The 20211-nt window shown below is 74.5% G+C and carries 13 protein-coding genes; 5 read left to right on the plus strand and 8 right to left on the minus strand.

Annotation, left to right across the window (positions count from 1 at the left end; genetic code table 11):
• Positions 1-560 precede the first annotated feature (560 nt).
• The 6 genes from IH54_RS0118465 to IH54_RS0118490 form a co-directional block, all read right to left on the minus strand.
• Positions 561-1475, minus strand: a complete 915-nt coding sequence (locus IH54_RS0118465) for a S66 peptidase family protein (RefSeq protein WP_031518140.1) — start codon at positions 1473-1475, stop codon at positions 561-563.
• On the minus strand, positions 1472-3460 hold the full coding sequence (locus IH54_RS0118470; RefSeq protein WP_031518141.1) for an LpqB family beta-propeller domain-containing protein: 1989 nt from the start codon (positions 3458-3460) through the stop codon (positions 1472-1474). The genes IH54_RS0118465 and IH54_RS0118470 overlap by 4 nt, the downstream gene beginning before the upstream one ends.
• Entirely contained in the window at positions 3457-4851 is a 1395-nt protein-coding gene (locus tag IH54_RS0118475; RefSeq protein WP_031518142.1) for a M20/M25/M40 family metallo-hydrolase, read from the minus strand. Before IH54_RS0118475 ends, IH54_RS0118470 begins: the two co-directional genes overlap by 4 nt.
• A gap of 102 nt (positions 4852-4953) precedes the next feature.
• Complete coding sequence (locus tag IH54_RS0118480) at positions 4954-5790, minus strand: M55 family metallopeptidase (RefSeq protein WP_031518143.1); 837 nt, start codon at positions 5788-5790, stop codon at positions 4954-4956.
• An 11-nt stretch (positions 5791-5801) separates the two neighbouring features.
• Positions 5802-6524 carry a class I SAM-dependent methyltransferase gene (locus tag IH54_RS0118485; RefSeq protein ID WP_031518144.1) on the minus strand — a complete coding sequence of 241 codons (723 nt, stop codon included), beginning with the start codon at positions 6522-6524 and terminating at the stop codon, positions 5802-5804.
• Between the two features lie 79 nt (positions 6525-6603).
• Positions 6604-9078: an ATP-binding SpoIIE family protein phosphatase gene (locus IH54_RS0118490; protein ID WP_031518145.1), complete on the minus strand. Its 2475-nt coding sequence runs from the start codon at positions 9076-9078 to the stop codon at positions 6604-6606.
• A 353-nt stretch (positions 9079-9431) separates the two neighbouring features.
• On the opposite strand from IH54_RS0118490, the gene IH54_RS0118495 reads away from it, so the two are divergent.
• Positions 9432-11033: a hypothetical protein gene (locus tag IH54_RS0118495; protein ID WP_107060197.1), complete on the plus strand. Its 1602-nt coding sequence runs from the start codon at positions 9432-9434 to the stop codon at positions 11031-11033.
• Between the two features lie 401 nt (positions 11034-11434).
• Here IH54_RS0118495 and IH54_RS0118500 read toward each other — a convergent pair whose 3' ends face one another.
• Both IH54_RS0118500 and IH54_RS0118505 read right to left on the minus strand, forming a co-directional pair.
• Complete coding sequence (locus IH54_RS0118500) at positions 11435-13921, minus strand: MFS transporter (protein WP_031518149.1); 2487 nt, start codon at positions 13919-13921, stop codon at positions 11435-11437.
• A gap of 268 nt (positions 13922-14189) precedes the next feature.
• The gene (locus IH54_RS0118505; protein ID WP_031518151.1) at positions 14190-14639 is read right to left on the minus strand and encodes an SRPBCC family protein; all 450 of its coding nucleotides are present in this window, start codon (positions 14637-14639) and stop codon (positions 14190-14192) included.
• Between the two features lie 126 nt (positions 14640-14765).
• On the opposite strand from IH54_RS0118505, the gene IH54_RS0118510 reads away from it, so the two are divergent.
• The 4 genes from IH54_RS0118510 to IH54_RS0118525 form a co-directional block, all read left to right on the plus strand.
• On the plus strand, positions 14766-15908 hold the full coding sequence (locus tag IH54_RS0118510) for an Rv2578c family radical SAM protein (RefSeq protein ID WP_052397597.1): 1143 nt from the start codon (positions 14766-14768) through the stop codon (positions 15906-15908).
• A gap of 362 nt (positions 15909-16270) precedes the next feature.
• Positions 16271-18130 carry a 3-hydroxyacyl-CoA dehydrogenase family protein gene (locus tag IH54_RS0118515; protein ID WP_031518155.1) on the plus strand — a complete coding sequence of 620 codons (1860 nt, stop codon included), beginning with the start codon at positions 16271-16273 and terminating at the stop codon, positions 18128-18130.
• Between the two features lie 106 nt (positions 18131-18236).
• Positions 18237-19028, plus strand: coding sequence for a TetR family transcriptional regulator (locus tag IH54_RS0118520; protein ID WP_031518157.1), 792 nt, complete (start codon positions 18237-18239; stop codon positions 19026-19028).
• Positions 19029-19425: 397 nt separating this feature from the next.
• Positions 19426-20211, plus strand: a 786-nt coding sequence (locus tag IH54_RS0118525) for an alcohol dehydrogenase catalytic domain-containing protein (protein WP_031518159.1), incomplete at its 3' end; no start/stop codon positions are given.

Genomic DNA, 20211 nt, shown 5'->3' on the forward strand with positions numbered 1-20211 from the left:
AACGGTGCTACCTCGCTTCCCGCGCGGGTGGGAGCGGGGTGGGGCGGGGCGCCGCAACCGGAGTCACTGCCGCCGCATGTGTCCCGTGCGCCGCACGCTGGGTAGCAAGGGCCGCTGCGCGGGGCCAGGGCGGATACGGCGTTGCGCGTGCGCGCGTGCCCGGACCGGGCGGGGGCCGCCCGGGCACGACCGCGGAGGTGCGCTTACAGCAATCGGGCGAGCCGCCCCTGCCGGGCGGGCCGGCACGGGTGGGGTCCCGCCCTTGCGCGGGGCGGTACGCGGACAGGTCCGGCGGGGGCTGCGCGCGCGGTTCCCCGCACCCCTGCGGAGCCGAGGTGCTTGCGCCGGGTAATCGGCCGCGCGTGCGTGGGGGTCGCGGGCGGTTTCCCGCGCCCCGTGGGGCTGGTGCTGTGACCGGGAGGGTTCACCACTCCAGCGGACGTGACCCCTCGCTGCGTTGCCGCATCGACCGAGTAGGCCCACTACGAGGCCGATCCGGCGCCTTGCGACGCACCGCACCGGACGCCGCAGGCTACCGGTGGACCCTCCCGGTCACAGCACTAGCTCAGGGGCGGGGGGAAGGTCAGGGTCGAGGTGGAGGTGTCGACGGTGGCGGGGGTGTTGAGGGGGAGGGTGAGGGTGGGGAGGGAGTGCCCGAAGGGGAGGGAGTCGAGTACGGGGACGGACAGCGGGGCGAGGCGGTCGAGGAAGAGGCGGCGCAGTTCGGGGTAGGGGCCGCAGCCCTCCCAGGAGCCGAGGACGATCGCCGCGACACCGTCGAGCCAGCCGCTGCGCAGCAGCTGGGTCAGGAAGCGGTCCAGGCGGTACGGCTCCTCGCCGGTGTCCTCCAGGAAGAGGATGCCGCCCGCGGCGGACGGGCGGCCCGTGGGCGTACCGAGGTCGGAGGCGAGCAGGCTGAGGCAGCCGCCCATCGTGACGCCCGTGGCCCGGCCGGGCACCAGGGCGGTGGCGGACGGGACGTGCAGCACCTGGGCCTCCTCGGGGGTGAAGAGGGTGCGGCGCAGGTGCTCGCGCCCCACCGCGTCGGCGAGGAAGCCGGGGGTGCCGGGCATCGGGCCGTGCAGGGTGGCCACGTCCAGCCGGGTCGCGAAGGCCTCGTGCAGCACGGTGACGTCGCTGTAGCCCACGAAGACCTTCGGCTCGGCCGCTGCCATCGCGTCCCAGTCGACGAGGTCGGCCATGCGCTGGGTGCCGTAGCCGCCGCGGGCGCAGACCACGGCGGCCAGGTCCGGGTCGCACCACGCGTCCCGCAGGTCCTCGGCGCGGGCCCGGTCGGAGCCGGCGAGGTAGCCGGAGGGGTGGGTGTCGAGGACGTGCGGGGCGAGGACGGGTTCCAGGCCCCACGCGCGCAGCTCCGCCAGCCCCTGCGCGAGCGTGTCCGCCGGTACGGGCCCCGCGGGCGCGACGATCCCGACCCGGTCCCCCGGGACCAGCCTGCGGGGCCGCGCGGTCACGGCGTGAGGTCCAGCACCGGCACGCCCGGCGGACGGAAGCCGAAGACCTGGCCGTAGAGGGACAGTTCGGCTTCCAGGCAGGTCACCAGCGTGTCGAGGCGGCGGAAGCCGTGGCTCTCACCGGGGAAGGCGAGGTAGGCGTGCGGCAGGTCGCGCCCGGCGAGCGCTGCGAGGAAGCGGTCGCACTGCACGGGCGGGCAGATCGGGTCGTCGAGCCCCTGCATGAGCAGGAAGGGCACGGTGACCTGGTCGCTGCGGTGGACGGGCGAGCGGTCGTGGTAGCGCTCGGGCACCTCCAGATGCGGCCCGATGAGTGATTCGAGGTACCAGGCCTCGAAGTCGTGGGTCTCGCCGCCCGCCGGCGACCAGCCGGCGAGGTCGAGGATCGGATAGCTGATCGCGCCGCACGCGAAGGTGGACACGGTGGTCAGGGCCGCCGCGCTGGTCCAGCCGCCGGCGCTGCCGCCGCGGATCGCCAGCCGCGCGGGGTCGGCGGCGCCCTCTGCGACCAGGCCCTCGGCGACGGCGACGCAGTCCTCGACCTCCACCACGCCCCACTGCTCGCGCAACCGGTTGCGGTAGGCGCGGCCGTAGCCGGTGGAGCCGCCGTAGTTCACCTCGGCGACGCCGATGCCGCGCGAGGTGAAGTAGGCGACCTCCAGGTCGTAGACCATCTGCGTGCGGCTGGTCGGCCCGCCGTGCACCCAGATGGCGTACGGAGCGGGGCCGGCTGCGCCGTGGTCGGACTGCTCGGGGTTGCGCGGCGGGTAGACGTGGGCGTGCACGTCGCGGCCGTCGGGACCGGTGAAGACGCGGGCCTCGGGCTCGGGCAGGTAGGCCGGGTCGACGGCGTCGTGGTGCAGTGCGGTCAGCGCGGCGACCCGGGCGGTGGGGACGGCGGGGGCGTGCACGATCTCGTGGGCGCTGCGGGCGCTCGCCGCGACGCCGACGACCTGGCCGCCCGCGACGGCGAGGGTCGGGGTCCACTCCGTCCAGTGGCCGCTCGGCTGCGTCAGCTCCCCGCTCCCGGGGTCGAGGATGCCCAGCCGCTGCGCGCCGACGCCGTGCAGCACGGCGATCGGCCCGCCCTCGACCTGCGCGAACCAGCGCAGCCCGATCCGCCACATCGGCCCGGCGAACTCCTCCTCGCGCGGGCACAGGTTGACCGCCTCGCCGCTCTCCGGGTCGACGCGGTGCAGATTCCACCAGCCGGTGCGGTCGGTCGCGGCGAACAGCGTGCCGTCCGCGGCCCATTCGACCTGGGCGACGGACTCCTCGGGTCCGCCGACGAGGGTGCGGGCGGGACCGAGCGTGCCGTCGCCGCGGACGTCGGCGACACGCAGCTCGGTTCCGTCCCAGGGCATGCGCGGGTGGTCCCAGCCGATCCACGCGGCCCGGCCGCCGTCCGGCGACAGCCGCAGGCCGGTGACGAAGCGGTGCTCGACGGGGCCCATCTCGCGTACGGCGGCGCGGTCCTCGGCCGCCGAGCCGTCGAGCGGCACCGCGGCGTGCAGCCGGCGCAGGTCCGCGGCCCCTTCGCCGGTGAACTCCTCCAGCACCGCCCAGACCTCGCCGCGCTCTACGTGCACGACGGGTTCGGCCCAGCGCAGCCCGCCGCCGACGGCCGAGACCGGGCTGAGCGGGTACGGCTGCTCGCCGGGGCGGTCCGGGTGGAAGGCGTAGAGGCGCTGGTCGGCCTGGTGCGTGAAGACGACGAGCGGCTCGCCGCCGACGACCGCGCCACCCCACGGGGTGCCCCCGTATTCCATGACGCGGTTGCGGACGTTCCACGGCGCGGGCAGCGGGCATTCCTCGGTGCCGTCCGGGCGCCGCCGGACGAGCGCGCGGCGGCCGCCCTCGGCGGGGCGCGGGGCCGTCCACCACAGCTCGGCACCGACCAGGCCGAGGTCGTCGGGCCGGCCGTCGTGGGACGCGGCCGTCGCCGCGTCGATCGGCGAGGCCCACTCCCCGTAGGTGGCGCTCATACGGTCCCCTCCTCGGTCGTTCCGGTCCTGCGCAGGAACCGGTCCAGGACGCGCACCCCGAAGTGCAGCGCGTCGACGGGCACGCGCTCGTCCACCCCGTGGAAGAGCGCCTGGTAGTCGAAGCCGGGCGGCAGCCGCAGCGGCGAGAAGCCGTAGCCGGTGATGCCCAGCCGGGAGAACTGCTTGGCGTCGGTGCCGCCGGACATGCAGTACGGCACCACGTGCGCGTCCGGGTCGAAGTGCAGCAGCGCCTCGCGCATGGCGGCGAAGGCGGGCGCGTCGACCGGTGCGGTGAGCGGCACCTCGTGGTGGTGGTAGGACCACTCCACGTCGGGCCCGGTCAGCTCGTCCAGGGTGGTCCGGAACTCCTCCTCGCCGCCGGGCACGACGCGGCCGTCGACGTAGGCGGTGGCGCTGCCGGGGATCACGTTGACCTTGTAACCGGCGTCCAGCATCGTCGGGTTGGCGCTGTTGCGGACGGTCGCCCGGACGAAGTGGGCGGATTCGCCGAGCCGGTCGAGCAGGGCGTCGGGGTCGGCGAGGTCGGCGGGGCCCGCGGTGACGCCGTAGAGGGCGGCCAGTTCGGTGAGCGCGGCCTCGACGGTGGGGGTGAGCCGGACCGGCCAGCGGTGCTCGCCGATACGGGCGACGGCGGCGGCGAGCCGGGCCACCGCGTTGGCGTGGTTGATCTTGGAGCCGTGGCCCGCGGTGCCGCGCGCGGTGAGCTTCAGCCACGAGGTGCCGCGCTCGCCGGCCGCGACCGGGTAGATGCGCAGGGGCTCGCCGTCCGGGCCGTCGCCGGCGTGGAAGGTGTAGCCGCCGGACTCGCTGACGCCCTCGGTGCAGCCCTCGAAGAGCCCGGCGTGCTCGGTGGCGAGGAAGTCCGAGCCGTAGGCGGCGCTGTCCTCCTCGTCGGCGGTGAAGGCGAGCACGACGTCCCGCGCGGGGCGCTGCCCGGTCCTGGCCCAGGAGCGGACGACCGCGAGTGTCATCGCGACCGCGTTCTTCATGTCGATGGCGCCGCGGCCCCAGACGACGCCGTCGCGGATCTCGCCGGAGAAGGGGTGCACGGTCCAGTCGGCGGGCTCGGCGGGCACCACGTCGAGGTGGCCGTGCAGCAGCAGCGCGTCCGCGCCCGGGTCGGTCCCGGCCAGCCGTGCCACGACGTTGCTGCGGCCGGGAGCGCGCTCCAGGATCCGCGGCTCGATCCCGGCGCCGGCGAGCTGCTCGGCGACGTATTCGGCGGCGGGGCGCTCGTTGCCGTCGCCGCCGCCGCGGTTGGTGGTGTCCAGCCGGATCAGATCGCTGGTGAAGCGCTCGACCTCGGCGAGCGCGGTGTCGTCCACGCCGCCGGGGACCGCCCGGACCGCCCCCCGTGCCTGCTCAGCCATGCCGCTCCCGCTCCCGTCGTCGTCCGCCCCGGGTCTGCCCCGCGGCGCTCAGGAGGTGTCTCGTGGGTCCGCGTGGAGGCCCACGGGGCACCTCTGGCACCTCTAGCCGTACTGCTCCTCCACCGCCTGCGACACCAGCGTCGTGACGGCCTTGAAGGCCCGCAGCGCCGCGTACATCGTCGGCAGGGTGTACGCGACGCGACGCTCGCCGGTGCGCTCGACGCCGGGGACCGCGGTGGCGGCCCCGACCAGGTGCCAGGCGTCGAACTCCAGCTCCACCGTGAACGGCCCTGCCTGCACGGGCTCGTGGCGTACGGCGAGGGCCGCGGCCTGCTCGGCGGCGGCGCGGATGTCTGCGGCGGTCCTGGCGGGCGGCCGGCAGACCGCGGCGTACCGCGAGACGTAGTCCTTGACTGCGACCGTACGGGCCTGCGGGGCGTACGAGCGGGCGTCGGCGGCGGTGCGGTCGTCGCCGGTCACGAGGACCACCGGGACCCCGTACTCGGCGACGACCAGCGCGTTGAGCCGGCCCTCGCTCGCGGGCTCGCCGTTGACCCACACGCCCGTGATCGAGTTGGCCAGGTAGGTGTGGGCGAGGACGCCCTCGGTGCCGGCGCCCGTGTGGTAGCCGACGAAGGCGATGCCGTCGACGTCGCCGTGCTGGACGCCCTCGACCATGGACAGCTCCTTGTGCCGTCCGGTGAGCATCTCCGCGCGCTCGTCCAGCTGCTCCAGCAGCAGGTTGCGCATCGTCCAGTGGGCCTCGTTGACGAGCACCTTGTCGACACCGGCGTCGAGGAAGCCCGCGACGGCGGCGTTGACGTCCGAGGTGAACATGTGCCGGCAGCGCTGCCACTGCTCGGTGCCGGGGAGCACGTCGGCCGGCCAGGTGACGCCGGTGGCGCCCTCCATGTCGGCCGAGACGAGGATCTTCCGCATGCGAGGTCACACTACGCGGCCATCCCCGCCACCAGCCACCGTGACGGCACCTCGATCCGCACGCCGTCGAGGCGGAACTCCGCCGTCGCCAGCGGCTCCTCGCCCTCGGCGAGCACCGTGAGGCCCGCGGCGGCGAAGTAGCCGGGCACCGCGGCGTCCTCGACCTCGCCGGGCGCGATGCCGTGCGCGAAGACCGCGCCGAGCCGCGGCGGCGGGCCGCCGGGGCCCTGCGCGATGCCCGTGAGCACGCCCTTGGCGGCCTCGGCCAGCTCCACCACGAAGGCCCGGCCGCGGCTGCCGGTGAGGGTGGCTATGCCGTCGACCAGCCGGCTGCGGTCGGCGGGCTCGCACTGGTGGAGGACGCCGCGCATGTAGACGTTGGCGTCGCCCAGCTCGTCGTGCAGGGCACGCACCGCGTCGGTGTCGACGCCGTCGAGCTGCTGGTAGGCGGCCAGCCCGCGCGGGTCGTCGCGGGCGGCACGGGCGACGGCCGCGTGCGCGAGGTCGACGCCGACGACCCGGCGGTAGCGGCCGGCCAGGTAGCGGGTCAGGGTGCCGTTGCCGCAGCCGAGGTCGACGACCGGCAGGCCCGGGTCGAAGTGCGCGGCGAATCGGTCCGCGTGCCGGGCCACCGTCAGTTCCGGGGCCGCGTCCCAGAAGACGCCGCCGGGCCCCGCCGGTGCGTCCTCCCAGAAGCTCTCCCACGCCTTCGCGTACCTGCCGGAGACGTTCACGCGACCACACTCCCCACGCCGTGATGTTGCCGGAACCGACACGGGTGCGGGCGAGCGGGCCCTGCCGCCTGCGGAAGGACTACGGAAGGGCCTGCTCGAACCACACCGTCTTGCCCCGCGCGGAGCGGCTGGTGCCCCACTCCCGCGCGAGCCTGCTCACGATCCGCACCCCGCGCCCGCCCTCGTCCTCGGGGCCCGCGCTGAGCAGCACCGGCACCCCGTGGTCGTCGTCGGACACCTCCACCAGCAGCGCGTCCGCCCGCACCATCCGCAGCCGCACGGGCCCGTCGTGCGCGTGCCGTACGGCGTTGGTGACGACCTCGCCGACCAGCAGCTCCGCGGTCTCCGCGGCCTCGGCCAGACCCCACCCGTCCAGCCGCCCGCGCACCAGCGAGCGGGCGCGGGCGACCTCGCGCGGCTCGGCGGCCAGCTCCCACTCGGCGACGTCGGAGCGCGGGATGCCGTTCAGCCGGGCCATCAGCAGGGCGACGTCGTCGTTGCGGCCGCCGCGCCGGTTCAGGGCGCGGATGACGGTGTCGCACGCGGTGTCCATGGACGCGGCCGGGTGCGCGGCGCTCTCGCACAGCGCGGCCAGTCCCGCCCCGATGTCCTGCCCGCGCACCTCGACCAGCCCGTCGGTGCACAGCACCAGCCGGTCGCCGGGCGCGACGGGGAAGCGCGCCGTCTCGAAGGGAACCCCGCCGACGCCGAGCGGCGCGCCGGTCGGCAGCTCCAGCAGCTCGCTGCGGCCGTCGGCCGCGCGCACCAGCACCGGGGGGATGTGCCCGGCGTTGGCGATCAGCACCTCGGACTCCACCGGGTCGTACACGGCGTAGAGGCACGTCGCCAGGTACTGCTCGCCGAGCCGCTGCGCGAGGTCGTCGAGGTTGCGCAGCAGCTGCGCGGGCGGCAGGCCGAGCTGCGCCATGGTCTGCACGGCGGTGCGGAACTGGCCCATCATCGCCGCGGCGTTCAGCCCGTGGCCCATGACGTCGCCGACGACCAGCGCGAGCCGCGAGCCGGGCAGCTTGATGGTGTCGAACCAGTCGCCGCCGACCCGGCCGAGCCGGGTGCCGGGCAGGTAGCGGGTGGCCACGTCGCAGCCGGGCATCCGCGGGGGGATGTGCGGCAGCATGCTGTCCTGGAGGGTGTCGGCGACGTTCTCCTGGTACGTGTACATGCGCGCGTTGTCGAGCACGAGCCCGGCGCGGGCCGCCAGCTCGGCGCCGGTGACGCGGTCCATGTCGTCGAACGGCGGGCGCTCGCGGTGCCGCAAAAGGATCATGAAGCCCAGCACCACGTCGCGCGCCTTGAGCGGCACGACCAGCATGGAGCGGTGCGTGATCAGCGGGCTGATGTCGCGCTTGGGGAACTGCTCGGCGATGGCCCTGCCCATTTCCTCGCTGATCCGCGGGACGAGCACCGGGTCGCCGGTGGTCATGCACTGGAAGAAGGGCGTCTGCGCGGGGAAGGGCATCGACTCGCCGACCGGCACGACGTCGTCCCAGCGGCCCGGCTCGTCGGTGTGCTCGACCGCGACGCGGTACCACATGGTGGTGACGTCCGGCGGCCCGTCCGGGAAGCCCTCGCCGGCGAGCACCTGCTCGCGCAGGTACGTGCCCGCGACGTCCGTGAAGCGCGGCACGACCGCCTTGCTGACCTCCTCGACGGTGAGCGCCAGGTCCAGCGAGGTGCCGATCCGGCGGCTGACCTCGTTGAGGAACTCCAGGTGCTCGCGCACCGCCGCGTGCTCCAGGTCCGGCGCCAGGTCCTCGGCCGGTACGGACAGCGGGTCGGCCGCGGCCGCCTGCTCCGCGGCCCGCCGCCGGGCCTGCCGCTCCGCGCGGCGCGGCACGCCCCAGTCCGGTGTGACGGGTACCCGGTCGTGCCGGCTGACCTCCAGCACCGGGTAGCCCAGCTCCAGCACCTGGGCCACGACCCGGGCGCTGTCCAGCGGGTTCATGCCGGGCAGGATCTCCGGCAGCTGCCTGGCCAGCTCGTCGGCCCCGGCGAATTCGGTGTGCAGGGCGAAGCCGGGCGCGATGCGCGGCGCCGCCCCGGCGGACTCGCCGTCCTCCTCCCCGGCCACCTCCGCGGCGCCGGGAAGCGCGCGCAGCAGCGGGACGGCGTCCGCGGCCAGGACCAGCAGCCGCTCGGGCCCCGGCCCGACCAGCGGGTAGGCCCACCACAGCACGTCGAGCGCCTCGCCCGCCGCGGGCCGCTCGGCGAAGAGCCGCGCCCGGCCCGCGGTGGGGTACGGGCCCGCGCCGTCCAGCGGGTCGTCGAGGTCGCCCAGGTCGCCGAGGTCGCCGAATCCCGAGCGGCCGCCGGCCGGGTAGGCGGGGCCGCTCGCGGGCGGCTCGGGCGCCGCGTTCTCCAGCGCGCCGGCCACCGGCAGCAGGTCGGCGGCGGGGCGCCCCACGGCCTCGACCCGGGAGGGGCCGAAGAGCCGGCGCGCCCCCGTACTCCAGTGCGACACCCTGCCCGCCGCGTCCACGACGATCACCGCGAGCGGGATCCGACCGGAGAAATCCGGCGGAATACGGGCGTCCATGGTCGGCTGGGCTCCTTCCCCCGGCAGCCGCGGACCCCTTCCCGGCAGGTGAGACCACCCGTACAGCCCAAGATCTGCGATGCCGATACCACGGTACGACCGGTACGGTGTGGCGCGGGCCGCAACTGCTGAATCCGGCGTACGCCCGCGCGTGGGCAACCGCGCGCGTCGTGCTAGCGTCCGAAGCCTGTGTTCGAACTCCGATCCGGGCCTGTTGAGCGTCGAGGTCCGACCCCGCCGGTAGCCGCCCGGCCGGGGCAACGCAACCGCCCGCTACCGGAAGAGGCCTTGTGACGACCTGGCAGCCTGCGCGGGTTTCCGCTTCGCGAAAACCCAGGGACCTGCTGCGCCGCGTGAACGTACGCCACCCGGTCGTCGTGGCCACCGCGGTGGCCGCCGTACTGCACCTGCTCTGGGCCTTCTACCTGGCCAAGGACTCCGGCGACATGGCCGCGCAGTATGCGTGGACCGACTTCATACGGGCGCACCCGTCGGCGTCGTACAACTTCTCCTGGTACGGCGGGATGCACCCCGCCTCCTACAGCATCCTCTCGCCGTACATCATGGCCGCGCTGGGGGTGCGGACGACCGCGGTGATCGCCGGCACACTGTCGGCGACGGTCGGCGCGGCACTCCTGGTCCGCAGCGGCGTCCGCCGTCCGATGGTGCCGGTCCTGTGGACGACGTTCGCTCTTTGGTGTGACGTCGTCTCCGGCCGGGTCACCTTCGCGCTCGGCATGCTCTTCGCGATGGTCGCCACACTGGTTCTCTTCCCCGCCGCGCAGAACCTGCGGGGCCGCTCCCCGCAGCTGGCCACCGCGGCGGCCATGACGGCGCTGGCCACCATGTGCAGTCCGGTGGCCGGGCTCTTCATCCTGGTGCTTGCCGCCTCGCTGTTCCTGACCGGGCGCCGGGTCGACGCGTACGTGCTGGCCGCGGTGCCGCCGCTGGTCGTCGGCGCGACCTCGCTGCTCTTCCCCTTCTACGGGGTGCAGCCCTTCGCCTGGTACTTCGCGATCATCCCGTTCGCCATCGCCGTCGTCACCGCGCTCGTGGTGCCGAGGAAGTGGCGGGAGATCCACGCCGGCTCGTGGCTCTACGCCGCCGGCGTCGCGCTGACCTGGATCATCCCGTCCCCCATCGGCAGCAACGTCGAGCGCCTCGCGCTGCTCTTCGGCGGCACGGTGATGCTCCTCGTGGCCCGCGACAGCCGCTGGACCGGCTACCGGCTGGTGGCCCTGTGGCTGGCCTTCGCGGGCGTCGCGGCCTGGCAGATCACCAAGCCGATCGTCGACCAGGTCAACACCACCGCCGTCACGTCCACGGTGCGGCACGCCCCGCCGCTCATCGCCGAGCTGCAGAAGGTCCAGGCCGACCGCGGCCGCGTCGAGGTCGTCCCGCTGCGCTCCCACTGGGAGGCGTCGGGCCTGTCCCCGTACGTCAACCTGGCCCGCGGCTGGAACCGGCAGGCCGACGTCGAGCGCAACCCGCTCTTCTACGACGGCACGCTCAGCCCCGACACGTACAAGGCGTGGCTGGAGCACTGGAGCGTCTACTACGTCGTGCTGCCCGCCGACGAGCCGGACGGCGCGGCCGTCGCCGAGGCGAAGATCGTCCGCTCCGCCCCGGACTGGCTGCACCCGGTGTGGAGCGACGCGAACTGGCAGGTCTTCAAGGTCGCAGGCGAGGTCGAGCCGCTCGCCGACCCGCCGGCCACCGTCGAGGAGGCCGGGCCGGCGGAGCTGACCGTCTCCATGCCGAACGCCGGCAGCGTGCTGCTGAGGATCCCGTGGTCGCCGGTGCTCGGGATCGAAGGGGCGAAGGACAACCATCACGGGTGTCTCGCCGCGGACGGCGAGTGGACCCGCCTGTACGTGCCGGCGGCCGGCACGTACCGTATCGGCGGCTCCTACACCGACATCCGGGGCACCCAGTGCCCCAAACCCAGCAACTGACCTCCGCCCTTGCGCAGGGCGGTGCGCTCCCTGCTGCGCCGGGCGAGCGTCCCCGGGCTGCGGCTGCGCTGCCGGGTGAGCGTTTGGGGGGGCGCGGGGAACTGCGCGCTCAGCCACGTTCGCGGCGCGGGTCGTCACCGGCCCGAAGGGGCAGTTCGGTCCTCCCCCAGAGCTCCGCCTGGGAGGTGCCCCCAGGACCACCGGCCGGTGGTGGGTTGCTCGCGCAGTCCTCCCCCAGGCTCCGCCTGGGAGGTGCACCCACGCGCCCCTGAAAACGCCCGCCGGGCGGGCGGGCGCGGCCTGAAAACGCCCGCCCCGCGGCGCAGGCGCGCCCCCGGTACCCCGCGCGGCAGCGCAGAGCGCGCGCACGCGCGGGAGGGGGCTCGGGTATGGCCGGAGCGCTAATCCGGGTGGCCGAGCTGGAGGTCGCGTTCGGTGCGGCCGCCGCCCGCGACCTGGAGAACGGTGGCCACCGGCGGGTAACCGGCTGCGATGACGGTGTACTCCCCGGCCGCCAGGTCGACGAAGCGGAAGTTGCCGTCGGGGCCGGTCGTGACGGAGTCGACGACGTTGCCCGCCGCGTCCAGCAGGGTCACGCGCGCGTCCTCCACCGTGCGGCCGCCCGGCGCGCGGACGGTGCCGCGCAGGGCCGCGCCGCCCGCCAGCTCGACGTCCTGCCGGGTCTCGCGGGAGGCCTGGACGGTGACGGGGAGCGCGGCGGGCCGGAAGGCGGGGGCGCTCGCGGCCAGCGTGTACTCGCCGGCGACCAGCTCGGCCAGGACGTACTCGCCCTCGCGGCCGCTGCGGGCGGTGCCCACCACGTCGCCGCGGACGTCGGTGAGGGTCACGACGGCCTCGCGCACCGGCGTGCCGTCGGCGGTGCGCACCGCGCCCGCCAGGCGCCCCGCACCGCCGAGGACGACATCGAGGTCGACCGGGTGCTCGCCGACGGTGACGCTGACCGCCTGCGGCTGGTGCCCGCCGGCCGCGGCGATCAGGACGTAGCTGCCCCCGCCGGGCGCGCTGAGCGCGAAGCGGCCGTCCGTGGCGGTGGCGCCGCGCCCGACCTGCCGCCCGGTGCCGTCGATGAGGGTGAGCGCGGCAAGGCCGACCCCGCTGCCGTCGGAGTGCTGGACCGTGCCGCACACGGCGACCCCGCTGTGCGGCGGGGACGCGAACGGGGCCGTCCGGGCGCCGGGCAGTGACGGGTCGCCCGCCGTACCGTCCAGATACCCGGCGGCGGGGCCGTCGTACGCGGTGGTGGCGGTCGCGGCCCCGGGGCCGTGCTGGGTGACCAAGGGTTTCTCCTTGAGCAGGAAGGCGAAGAGGAAGCCGAGGACGAGCACCGGCACCAGGTAGAGGAAGATCCGGGGCATGGCTTCGGCGTAGGCGCGGATGTAGCCGTCGCGCACCTCCGCGGGCAGGGTGCGGACGAGTTGCGGGGTGACCGACTGCGGGTCGGGCAGCCGGGCGCCGTGCGGCAGTTCGACGGCGAGGCGCTTGCCGAGCCGGTTGGCGAGCAGGGTGCCGAAGACCGCGGCGCCGACGGAGCCGCCGATCTGCCGGAAGTAGTTGTTGGCGCTGGTGGCCGCGCCGATGTCGGAAGGCTGCACGGAGTTCTGCACGGCGAGCACCAGCACCGGCAGCACCATGCCGATGCCGAGGCCGAGCACGGCCATGTAGACGCTGTACGTGACCTGCGGGGTGTCCGCGTCCATCAGCGACAGCAGCCACATGCCGGCCGCGGACAGCACCCCGCCCAGGACGGGGAAGATCTTGTACCGCCCGGTGCGGCTGATGAGCTGGCCGCCGACGACGGAGGCCACGACGACACCGAGCATCATCGGCAGCATCAGCAGGCCCGAGCTGGTGGCGCTCGCGCCGTCGACCATCTGCAGGAAGGTCGGCAGGTAGCTGGCGGCGCCGAAGAGGGCGACGCCGACGACGCAGCCGATGAGGGCCGTGACGTTGAAGACGCCGTCCCGGAAGAGCCGCAGCGGGATGACGGGCTCGGCCGCGTACCGCTCGACGATCAGGAAGAGCAGCGCGCAGCCCGCGGCGCCCGCGCCCAGGCCCAGGATCTCCCGGGAGCGCCAGCCGTACGTGGAGCCGCCCCAGGTGGTGAGCAGCACCAGGCACGTGGAGCCGGCGGCGAGCAGCAGCGCGCCCAGCACGTCCAGCTTGGGGCGCGCGGCCGGCTTGGGCAGCTTCAGCACCAGCGCGATGACGGCGAGGGTGACCAGGCCGAAGGGGATGTTGATCGCGAAGCACCAGCGCCAGGAGGCGTGGTCGGTGAAGAACCCGCCGAGCAGCGGCCCGGCGACCGAGGCGAGCCCGAAGGCGGCGCCGATGGTGCCCATGTAGCGCCCGCGCTCCCGGGGCGGGACGATGTCGGCCATGATCGCCTGGACACCGATCATCAGCCCGCCGCCGCCGATGCCCTGGATCGCGCGGAAGGCGATCAGCTCGTTCATCGACCGCGACCAGGCCGCCAGCGCGGAGCCGGCGACGAAGGTCAGGATCGCGAACTGGAAGACGCCCTTGCGGCCGAAGAGGTCGCCGAGCTTGCCGTAGATCGGCAGGCCGATGGTGGACGCCAGGAGGTACGCGGTGACGACCCATGACATCTTGTCGAGGCCGTGCAGCTCGCCGACGATCTTGGGCAGCGCGGTCGCCACGATCATCTGGTCGAGCGCGGCCAGCAGCAGGGCCAGCATCAGGCCCAGGAAGACCAGCCGGACCCGGCGCGGCGCCAGGTCGACGGGCGCGGCCAGGTCCGGCCCTCCCGCCTCGTCGCCGGTCTCCCGCGGGGTTCCGCCGCCCGGGGCCGGCCGGACGGCCGCGGCGCCCTCCGGCGGGCTCCCGGTGATCCCCGCCGTCTGCCGCAGGGCGGGGCTGCGGGCCCCGCGCCGCTCCCCGTCCTCCTCCGTTGCGCCGCCTGCGCCGTCCTTGGCCAGTGCCGCCTTCCGCGCCGTGAGCGCGCTGCCTGCCACCCGTCACTCCCCTCGTCACACCTGCTCCGCCACCGTCTCCGCCATGAGGCGACAACGAAGCAGGGGCGCGGCGATTCTCAGGAAGTAGGCAAAACCACCCGTACCAGTGAAAGATCACGAAGCCGGTCGAGTGGCAGGCGGGGCAAAACGCCCCGGCGGGTGCTCAGTTGCCGCCCTCGACCTCGGCGGCGAACTTCGCCAGGATCTCGTCGTAGATGCGGTTGAGCCCCTTGGGGGCGAAGGTGCGCTCGAAGAAGCCGCCGATGCCGCCGGCGCCCTGCCAGCGGGTCGTGGCGACGACCTTGCTGCGCCCGGCGCCCGCCTCGGCCACCGTCCAGGCGGTGGTCATGCTGGAGTTGCGGTCGCTCTCCAGCAGCTGCCGCTCGGCGGGCGCGGTGACGTCCAGCAGGCAGTCGCGCACCCGCTTGCTCGTGGCCTGGAGCCGCCAGTGCACCAGGGTCCCGGCACCCTTGCCGCCCTCGCGCACCTCGTACTCGCTGAACTGCTCAGGCAGCACCCGGCCGCGGGTGCCCGCGTAGTCGGCGAGCGCGGCATAGACGCGCTCCGGCTCCGCGGCGACGATCCGCTCGGTGGTGGCCTCGACCAGCGCCATTGATTCTCCTCGGTCCGTGTCCGTGCGCGTTCTTCACGCGCCGCACAAGCCAACCACACCTGATTTTCGAATCTGTGTTCTATTGTGGAGGAGAACGGCACACCGGACGACCGCAGGGAGGGCGCCATGCGCTGGGAACAGCTGGGCCGGGAGGACGCGACGGCCGCGCTCTTCGGCACCGACGCGGTGACCCGCCGCTTCGACACGCCCGAATTCCGCGGCATCACCTTCCACGAGGTGCGCGCCCGCTCGATCCTGAACCGGGTGCCGGGCGCGTCGCGCATGCCCTTCGAGTGGACGGTGAACCCCTACCGCGGGTGCAGCCACGCGTGTGTCTACTGCTTCGCACGCAAGAGCCACAGCTATCTGGACCTGGACACCGGACTGGGCTTCGACACCCAGATCGTGGTGAAGACCAACGCGCCGGAGCTGCTGCGCCGCGAGCTGGCCGCGCCGCGCTGGCGCGGCGAGCACGTGGCGATGGGCACCAACGTCGACTGCTACCAGCGGGCCGAGGGCCGGTATCGGCTGATGCCCGGCATCCTCGCGGCACTGCGGGACCGCGCCAACCCCTTCTCGATCCTCACCAAGGGCTCGCTGATCCTGCGCGACCTGGAGCTGGTGCGGCAGGCCGCACGCGTCACCGAGGTGTCCATCGCGCTGTCGGTCGGCTTCCTGGACGGGGAGCTGTGGCGCAGCGTGGAGCCGGGCACGCCTTCCCCCCAGACGCGCCTGGCGGTCTGCCGCACCCTCGCGGAGAACGGGATACCGGTGTCGGTGCTGATGGCGCCGGTGCTGCCCTTCCTCAGCGACTCGCCGGAGCAGCTGCGCGCGACGGTGCGGGCCGTCGCCGCGGCCGGGGCCGGGTCCGTGACCCCGCTGGTGCTGCACCTGCGGCCCGGCGCCCGGGAGTGGTACATGGCGTGGCTGGCCCGCGAGCACCCGCATCTCGTACGGCGCTACGAGGTGATGTACGCGGGCGGCTCGTACGCGCCGACGTGGTACCAGCGCCGGATCACCCGCCAGGTGCACGAGTTCGCCGCCGAGTTCGGCTGCGGCCCGGCCGGCGGGTTCCGCGGGCCGGAGGCGGATCGCGGTGGCGTACGGGAGCGGGGGGCGGCGCGGGAGCGGGAGGCGGCGCGGGAGCGGGAGGCGGCGCGGGAGCGGGAGGCGGCGCGGGAGCGGGAGGCCGCACCGGAGCGGGGGCCCGCGCGGGAACGGGAGCAGGATCGCGGCGGCCCGGGCGACACCCAGCTGACGCTGCTCTGACCCCTGCCCGGCGGGTGCGGGCGGGCCGTCCGTGCGCCACGGGGGCGTACGGGCGGCGCCGCCCGCACCCGCCACCGCGCGCTCATCTGTCGGCGACCCAGATCACATGCGCGCAGGGGTGGCGCTCAAGTTACTCGCCGGTTACCCTCGAAAGCACCGTGCACGGCGGCCTGGTGACGCAGCCGCCCTGCACCGCACGACGACGTTCGGTCCGGCATCATCGCGGCCGGCCCCGGGACAGGGCCGGCCGGGTTTCCCGCGGGCGCGCCCCCACCACACCGGCTGCCCCGCGACTCCACCCACCCTCATCCCGCCGTGCGCGCCGCGGCGCGCCCGCGCTTCCCAGCGTCTGGAGTCACGCGATGTCCCGTCCCTCCGCACCCCCCGCGTCACCCGCACTCACCGCCCCCGCGGCGCAGCCCGGCAGCGGCTCGCCCGCCGCCGCGCCCCTCTCCGTCGTCGCCGTCGTGGGCCTGGGCACCATGGGCACCGGCATCGCCGAGGTCATGACCCGGGCCGGCCACGAGGTCATCGGCGTGGACACCGACCCCGGCGCCGCCCGCCGCGCCGTCGCCGCCCTGGAGCGCTCGACGGCCCGCGCGGTGGAGCGCGGGCGCTGCACCGGCGGCGAGCGGGCCGACGCGCTCGCCCGCTTCCGCACCTTCCCCGACCTGCGGGCGGCCTCGGCCGCCGACCTGGTCGTCGAGGTCGTCGACGAGCGCTACGACATCAAGCGGGACGTCATCACGGCCCTGGACCGGCTGGCCAAGCCGGAGGCGATCCTCGCGACCGGCACCAACGCGCTGTCCGTGACCCGACTCGCGGCCGAGACCGGCCGCCCGGACCGGGTGCTGGGCCTGCACTTCTTCGCGCCCGCGCCGGCCATGAAGCTGGTCGAGGTCGTCTCCACCGTGCTGACCTCGCCGCAGACCACCGCGGCGGTCACCGCACTGGTGCGCAGCCTCGGCAAGGAGCCGGTCCCGGTCGGCGACCGCCCCGGGTTCATCGCCGACGGCCTGCTGTTCGGCTACCTCAACCAGGCCGCCGCGATGTACGAGGCTCGCTACGCGACCCGGGAGGACATCGACGCGGCGATGCGGCTGGGCTGCGGCCTGCCGATGGGCCCGCTCGCGCTGCTGGACCTGATCGGCATCGACACCGCCACGACCGTGCTGGACGCGATGTACGAGGCGACCCGGGACCGGCTGCACTCCCCCGCGCCCGTGCTGCGCCAGCTCGCCGCGGCGGGGCTGCACGGCCGCAAGTCGGGCCGCGGCTTCTACCGCTACGAGGCACCGGGCAGCTCCGCGGTCGTGCCCGAGCCCCGCACCCAGGACGGTGCGGCCGGACCCGCCGCCCCCGGGCGCGAGGTCCGCACGGTGGGCGTGGCCGGGTCCGGGACGATGGCGACGGGCATCGCCGAGGTCTTCGCCAAGGCGGGCTTCCCCGTGCGGCTGGCTGCGCGCAGCCCGGAGAAGGCCGAGCGGGCGGTCGCGCGGGTCGCGGCGGCGCTGGACCGCGCGGTGGCCAGGGGGCGGCTGGACGCCGGGCAGCGGGACGCCGCGGCGGCGCTGGTGACGCCCGCCGCGTCGTACGACGACCTGGCGACGGCCGACCTGGTGGTGGAGGCGGTGGCCGAGGACCTGTTCGTCAAGCAGGAGCTCTTCCGGACGCTGGACAAGGTGTGCCGGCCCGGTGCGGTGCTGGCGACGACGACGTCCTCGCTGCCGGTGGTGGCGATCGCCCGGGCGACCGGGCGCCCGCAGGACGTCGCCGGGATGCACTTTTTCAACCCGGCGCCGGCCATGAAGCTGGTCGAGGTCGTCTCCACCGTGCTGACCGGCGACGACGTGCGGGCCACCCTGCACGGGGTGTGCGCGAGATTGCGCAAGCACCCGGTGGACTGCGGCGACCGCGCGGGCTTCGTCGTCAACGCGCTGCTCTTCCCGTACCTGAACAACGCCGTGAAGATGCTCCAGGACCACTACGCGAGCGTGGAGGCGATCGACGCGGCGATGAAGCTCGGCGGCGGCTATCCCATGGGGCCCTTCGAGCTGCTGGACGTGGTGGGCCTCGACGTGTCGCTGGCGATCGAGCAGGTGTTGCACGACGAATTCCGCGACCCGGGCCTGGCGCCCGCGCCGCTGCTGGAGCATCTGGTGTCCGCGGGGTGCCTGGGCCGCAAGACCGGCCGCGGCTTCCGCGAGTATGCCCGCCGCTGAACGCCCCGGACGCCCTCGCCGGACACCCGCCGGGGACACGGGCCCTGCCTGGGGCTCTTTTCCCCCGGGTGCCGGGCGGGGCGGTCCGCCGTGTTACGTTCCCCACATGCCCCAGTCCGCGAAGTCCGGCGTCCCCGAGGGCGCGATCGTCCCCCGCGCCGCCGCCCAGCGGCAGCGCGTACGGCAGGATCTGGCGGCGGCCGCGATGCACCTGTTCGCCACGCAGGGCTACGAGGCCACGACCGTCGACGAGATCGCCGCGGCGGCGGGCGTGGCGCGGCGCACGTTCTTCCGGCACTTCCGCTCCAAGGAAGAGGCCATCTTCCCCGACCACGACGACACCCTGGTGCGCGTGCAGGCGGTGCTGGACTCCGCCGACCCGCACGAGCACCCGCTCGACACGGTGTGCCGCGGCATCACCGAAGTGCTGCGGATGTACGCGCAGTTGCCCGAGGTGTCGGTCGAGCGCTACCGGCTGACACGCGAGGTGCCGACGCTGCGGGAGCGCGAGATCGCGTCGGTGGCCCGTTACGAGCGCCTCTTCACCCGCTATCTGCTGGGCCACTTCGACGAGAGCGCGCAAGGGTACGGCGACGACGACCCGCTGCTCGCCGAGGTCGCGGCCTCCGCGGTGGTGGCCGCGCACAACCACGTGCTGCGGCGCTGGCTGCGGGCGGACGGCAAGGGCGACGTGGAGGCGCAACTGGAGCACGCCTTCGACGTCATCAAGGCGACCTTCGGCACGGGCATCGGGGCCGGCCGGATACCGTCCCGCGGTGCGGCCCACCGGCCCGCGACGGTGACCCGGCAGGACGAGGTCGTGGTCGCGGTGGCGCGTACGGACGCCTCGCCCGCGCAGATCCTGCGCAGCATCGAGGAAGCCCTCCGCAGGGCCTGAGTTCCGCTCTTCGAGAAGACCCTGCTCAGCGGCCGTCCGGATCACCCGGACGGCCGCTGTTGCCTGCCGCCTCGCGCGGGGTGACACTGAAAAGAAAAATATGGCACGCAGTGTCTTTACGACTGGCACGCGGTGCCATACGGTAGCCCCAGTCCGGGCGGACGGCCCGCGGTGACCCCCCGCAGGCCGGCTGTCTCCCCTGGCCCGGACGCCTGCGTCACAGGCCCTCCGCGCCACCGCGCGGTTCCTTCGCTCCACCCGTTCCGTCCCCGTCCACGCCGGACCGACGACGGCACCCTCACCCCACCCGACCCCAGCGTTCCCCCCACGTTCCGCCGCAGCCGCCGTCCGGCGGCCCGCGGCGCGGCGGCGGAACGCTTCGCCGGAGGCGAGTCACATGAAGGAAATCCTGGACGCCGTGATCGCGGCCGAAGGCCCCCGCAGCAGCGCCGACTTCGCGGCACTGCCGCTCCCCGAGTCCTACCGCGCGGTCACCGTGCGCAAGGACGAGGCGGAGATGTTCTCCGGCCTGGCCACCCGCGACAAGGACCCGCGCCGCTCGCTGCACCTGGACGAGGTCCCGGTGCCGGAGGTCGGCCCCGGCGAGGCCCTGGTCGCCGTGATGGCCAGCTCGGTCAACTACAACTCGGTCTGGACGTCCATCTTCGAGCCCGTCCCGACCTTCGCCTTCCTGGAGCGCTACGGCCGCACCTCCCCGCTCGGCAAACGGCACGACCTGCCCTACCACGTCATCGGCTCCGACCTCGCGGGCGTCGTCCTGCGCACCGGCCCCGGCGTGAACAAGTGGCGCCCCGGCGACCGGGTCGTGGCGCACTGCCTGAGCGTCGAGCTGGAGTCGGCCGACGGGCACGACGACACCATGCTCGACCCCGAGCAGCGCATCTGGGGCTTCGAGACCAACTTCGGCGGCCTGGCCGAGATCGCCCTGGTCAAGTCCAACCAGCTGATGCCCAAGCCGGAGCACCTGAGCTGGGAAGAGGCCGCCGCCCCCGGCCTGGTCAACTCCACCGCCTACCGGCAGCTGGTCTCCCGCAACGGCGCCGGGATGAAGCAGGGCGACAACGTCCTGATCTGGTGCCGGGCGATGGGCGCCGAGGCCGTCATCGACCGCAGCGCCGAGGGCTACCGCTTCTGGCGCGACGAGCACACCCAGGACCCCAAG

Origin of the sequence: Streptomyces sp. NRRL F-5123, from assembly GCF_000721495.1 — a bacterium.
Taxonomy (GTDB): Bacteria; Actinomycetota; Actinomycetes; order Streptomycetales; family Streptomycetaceae; genus Actinacidiphila.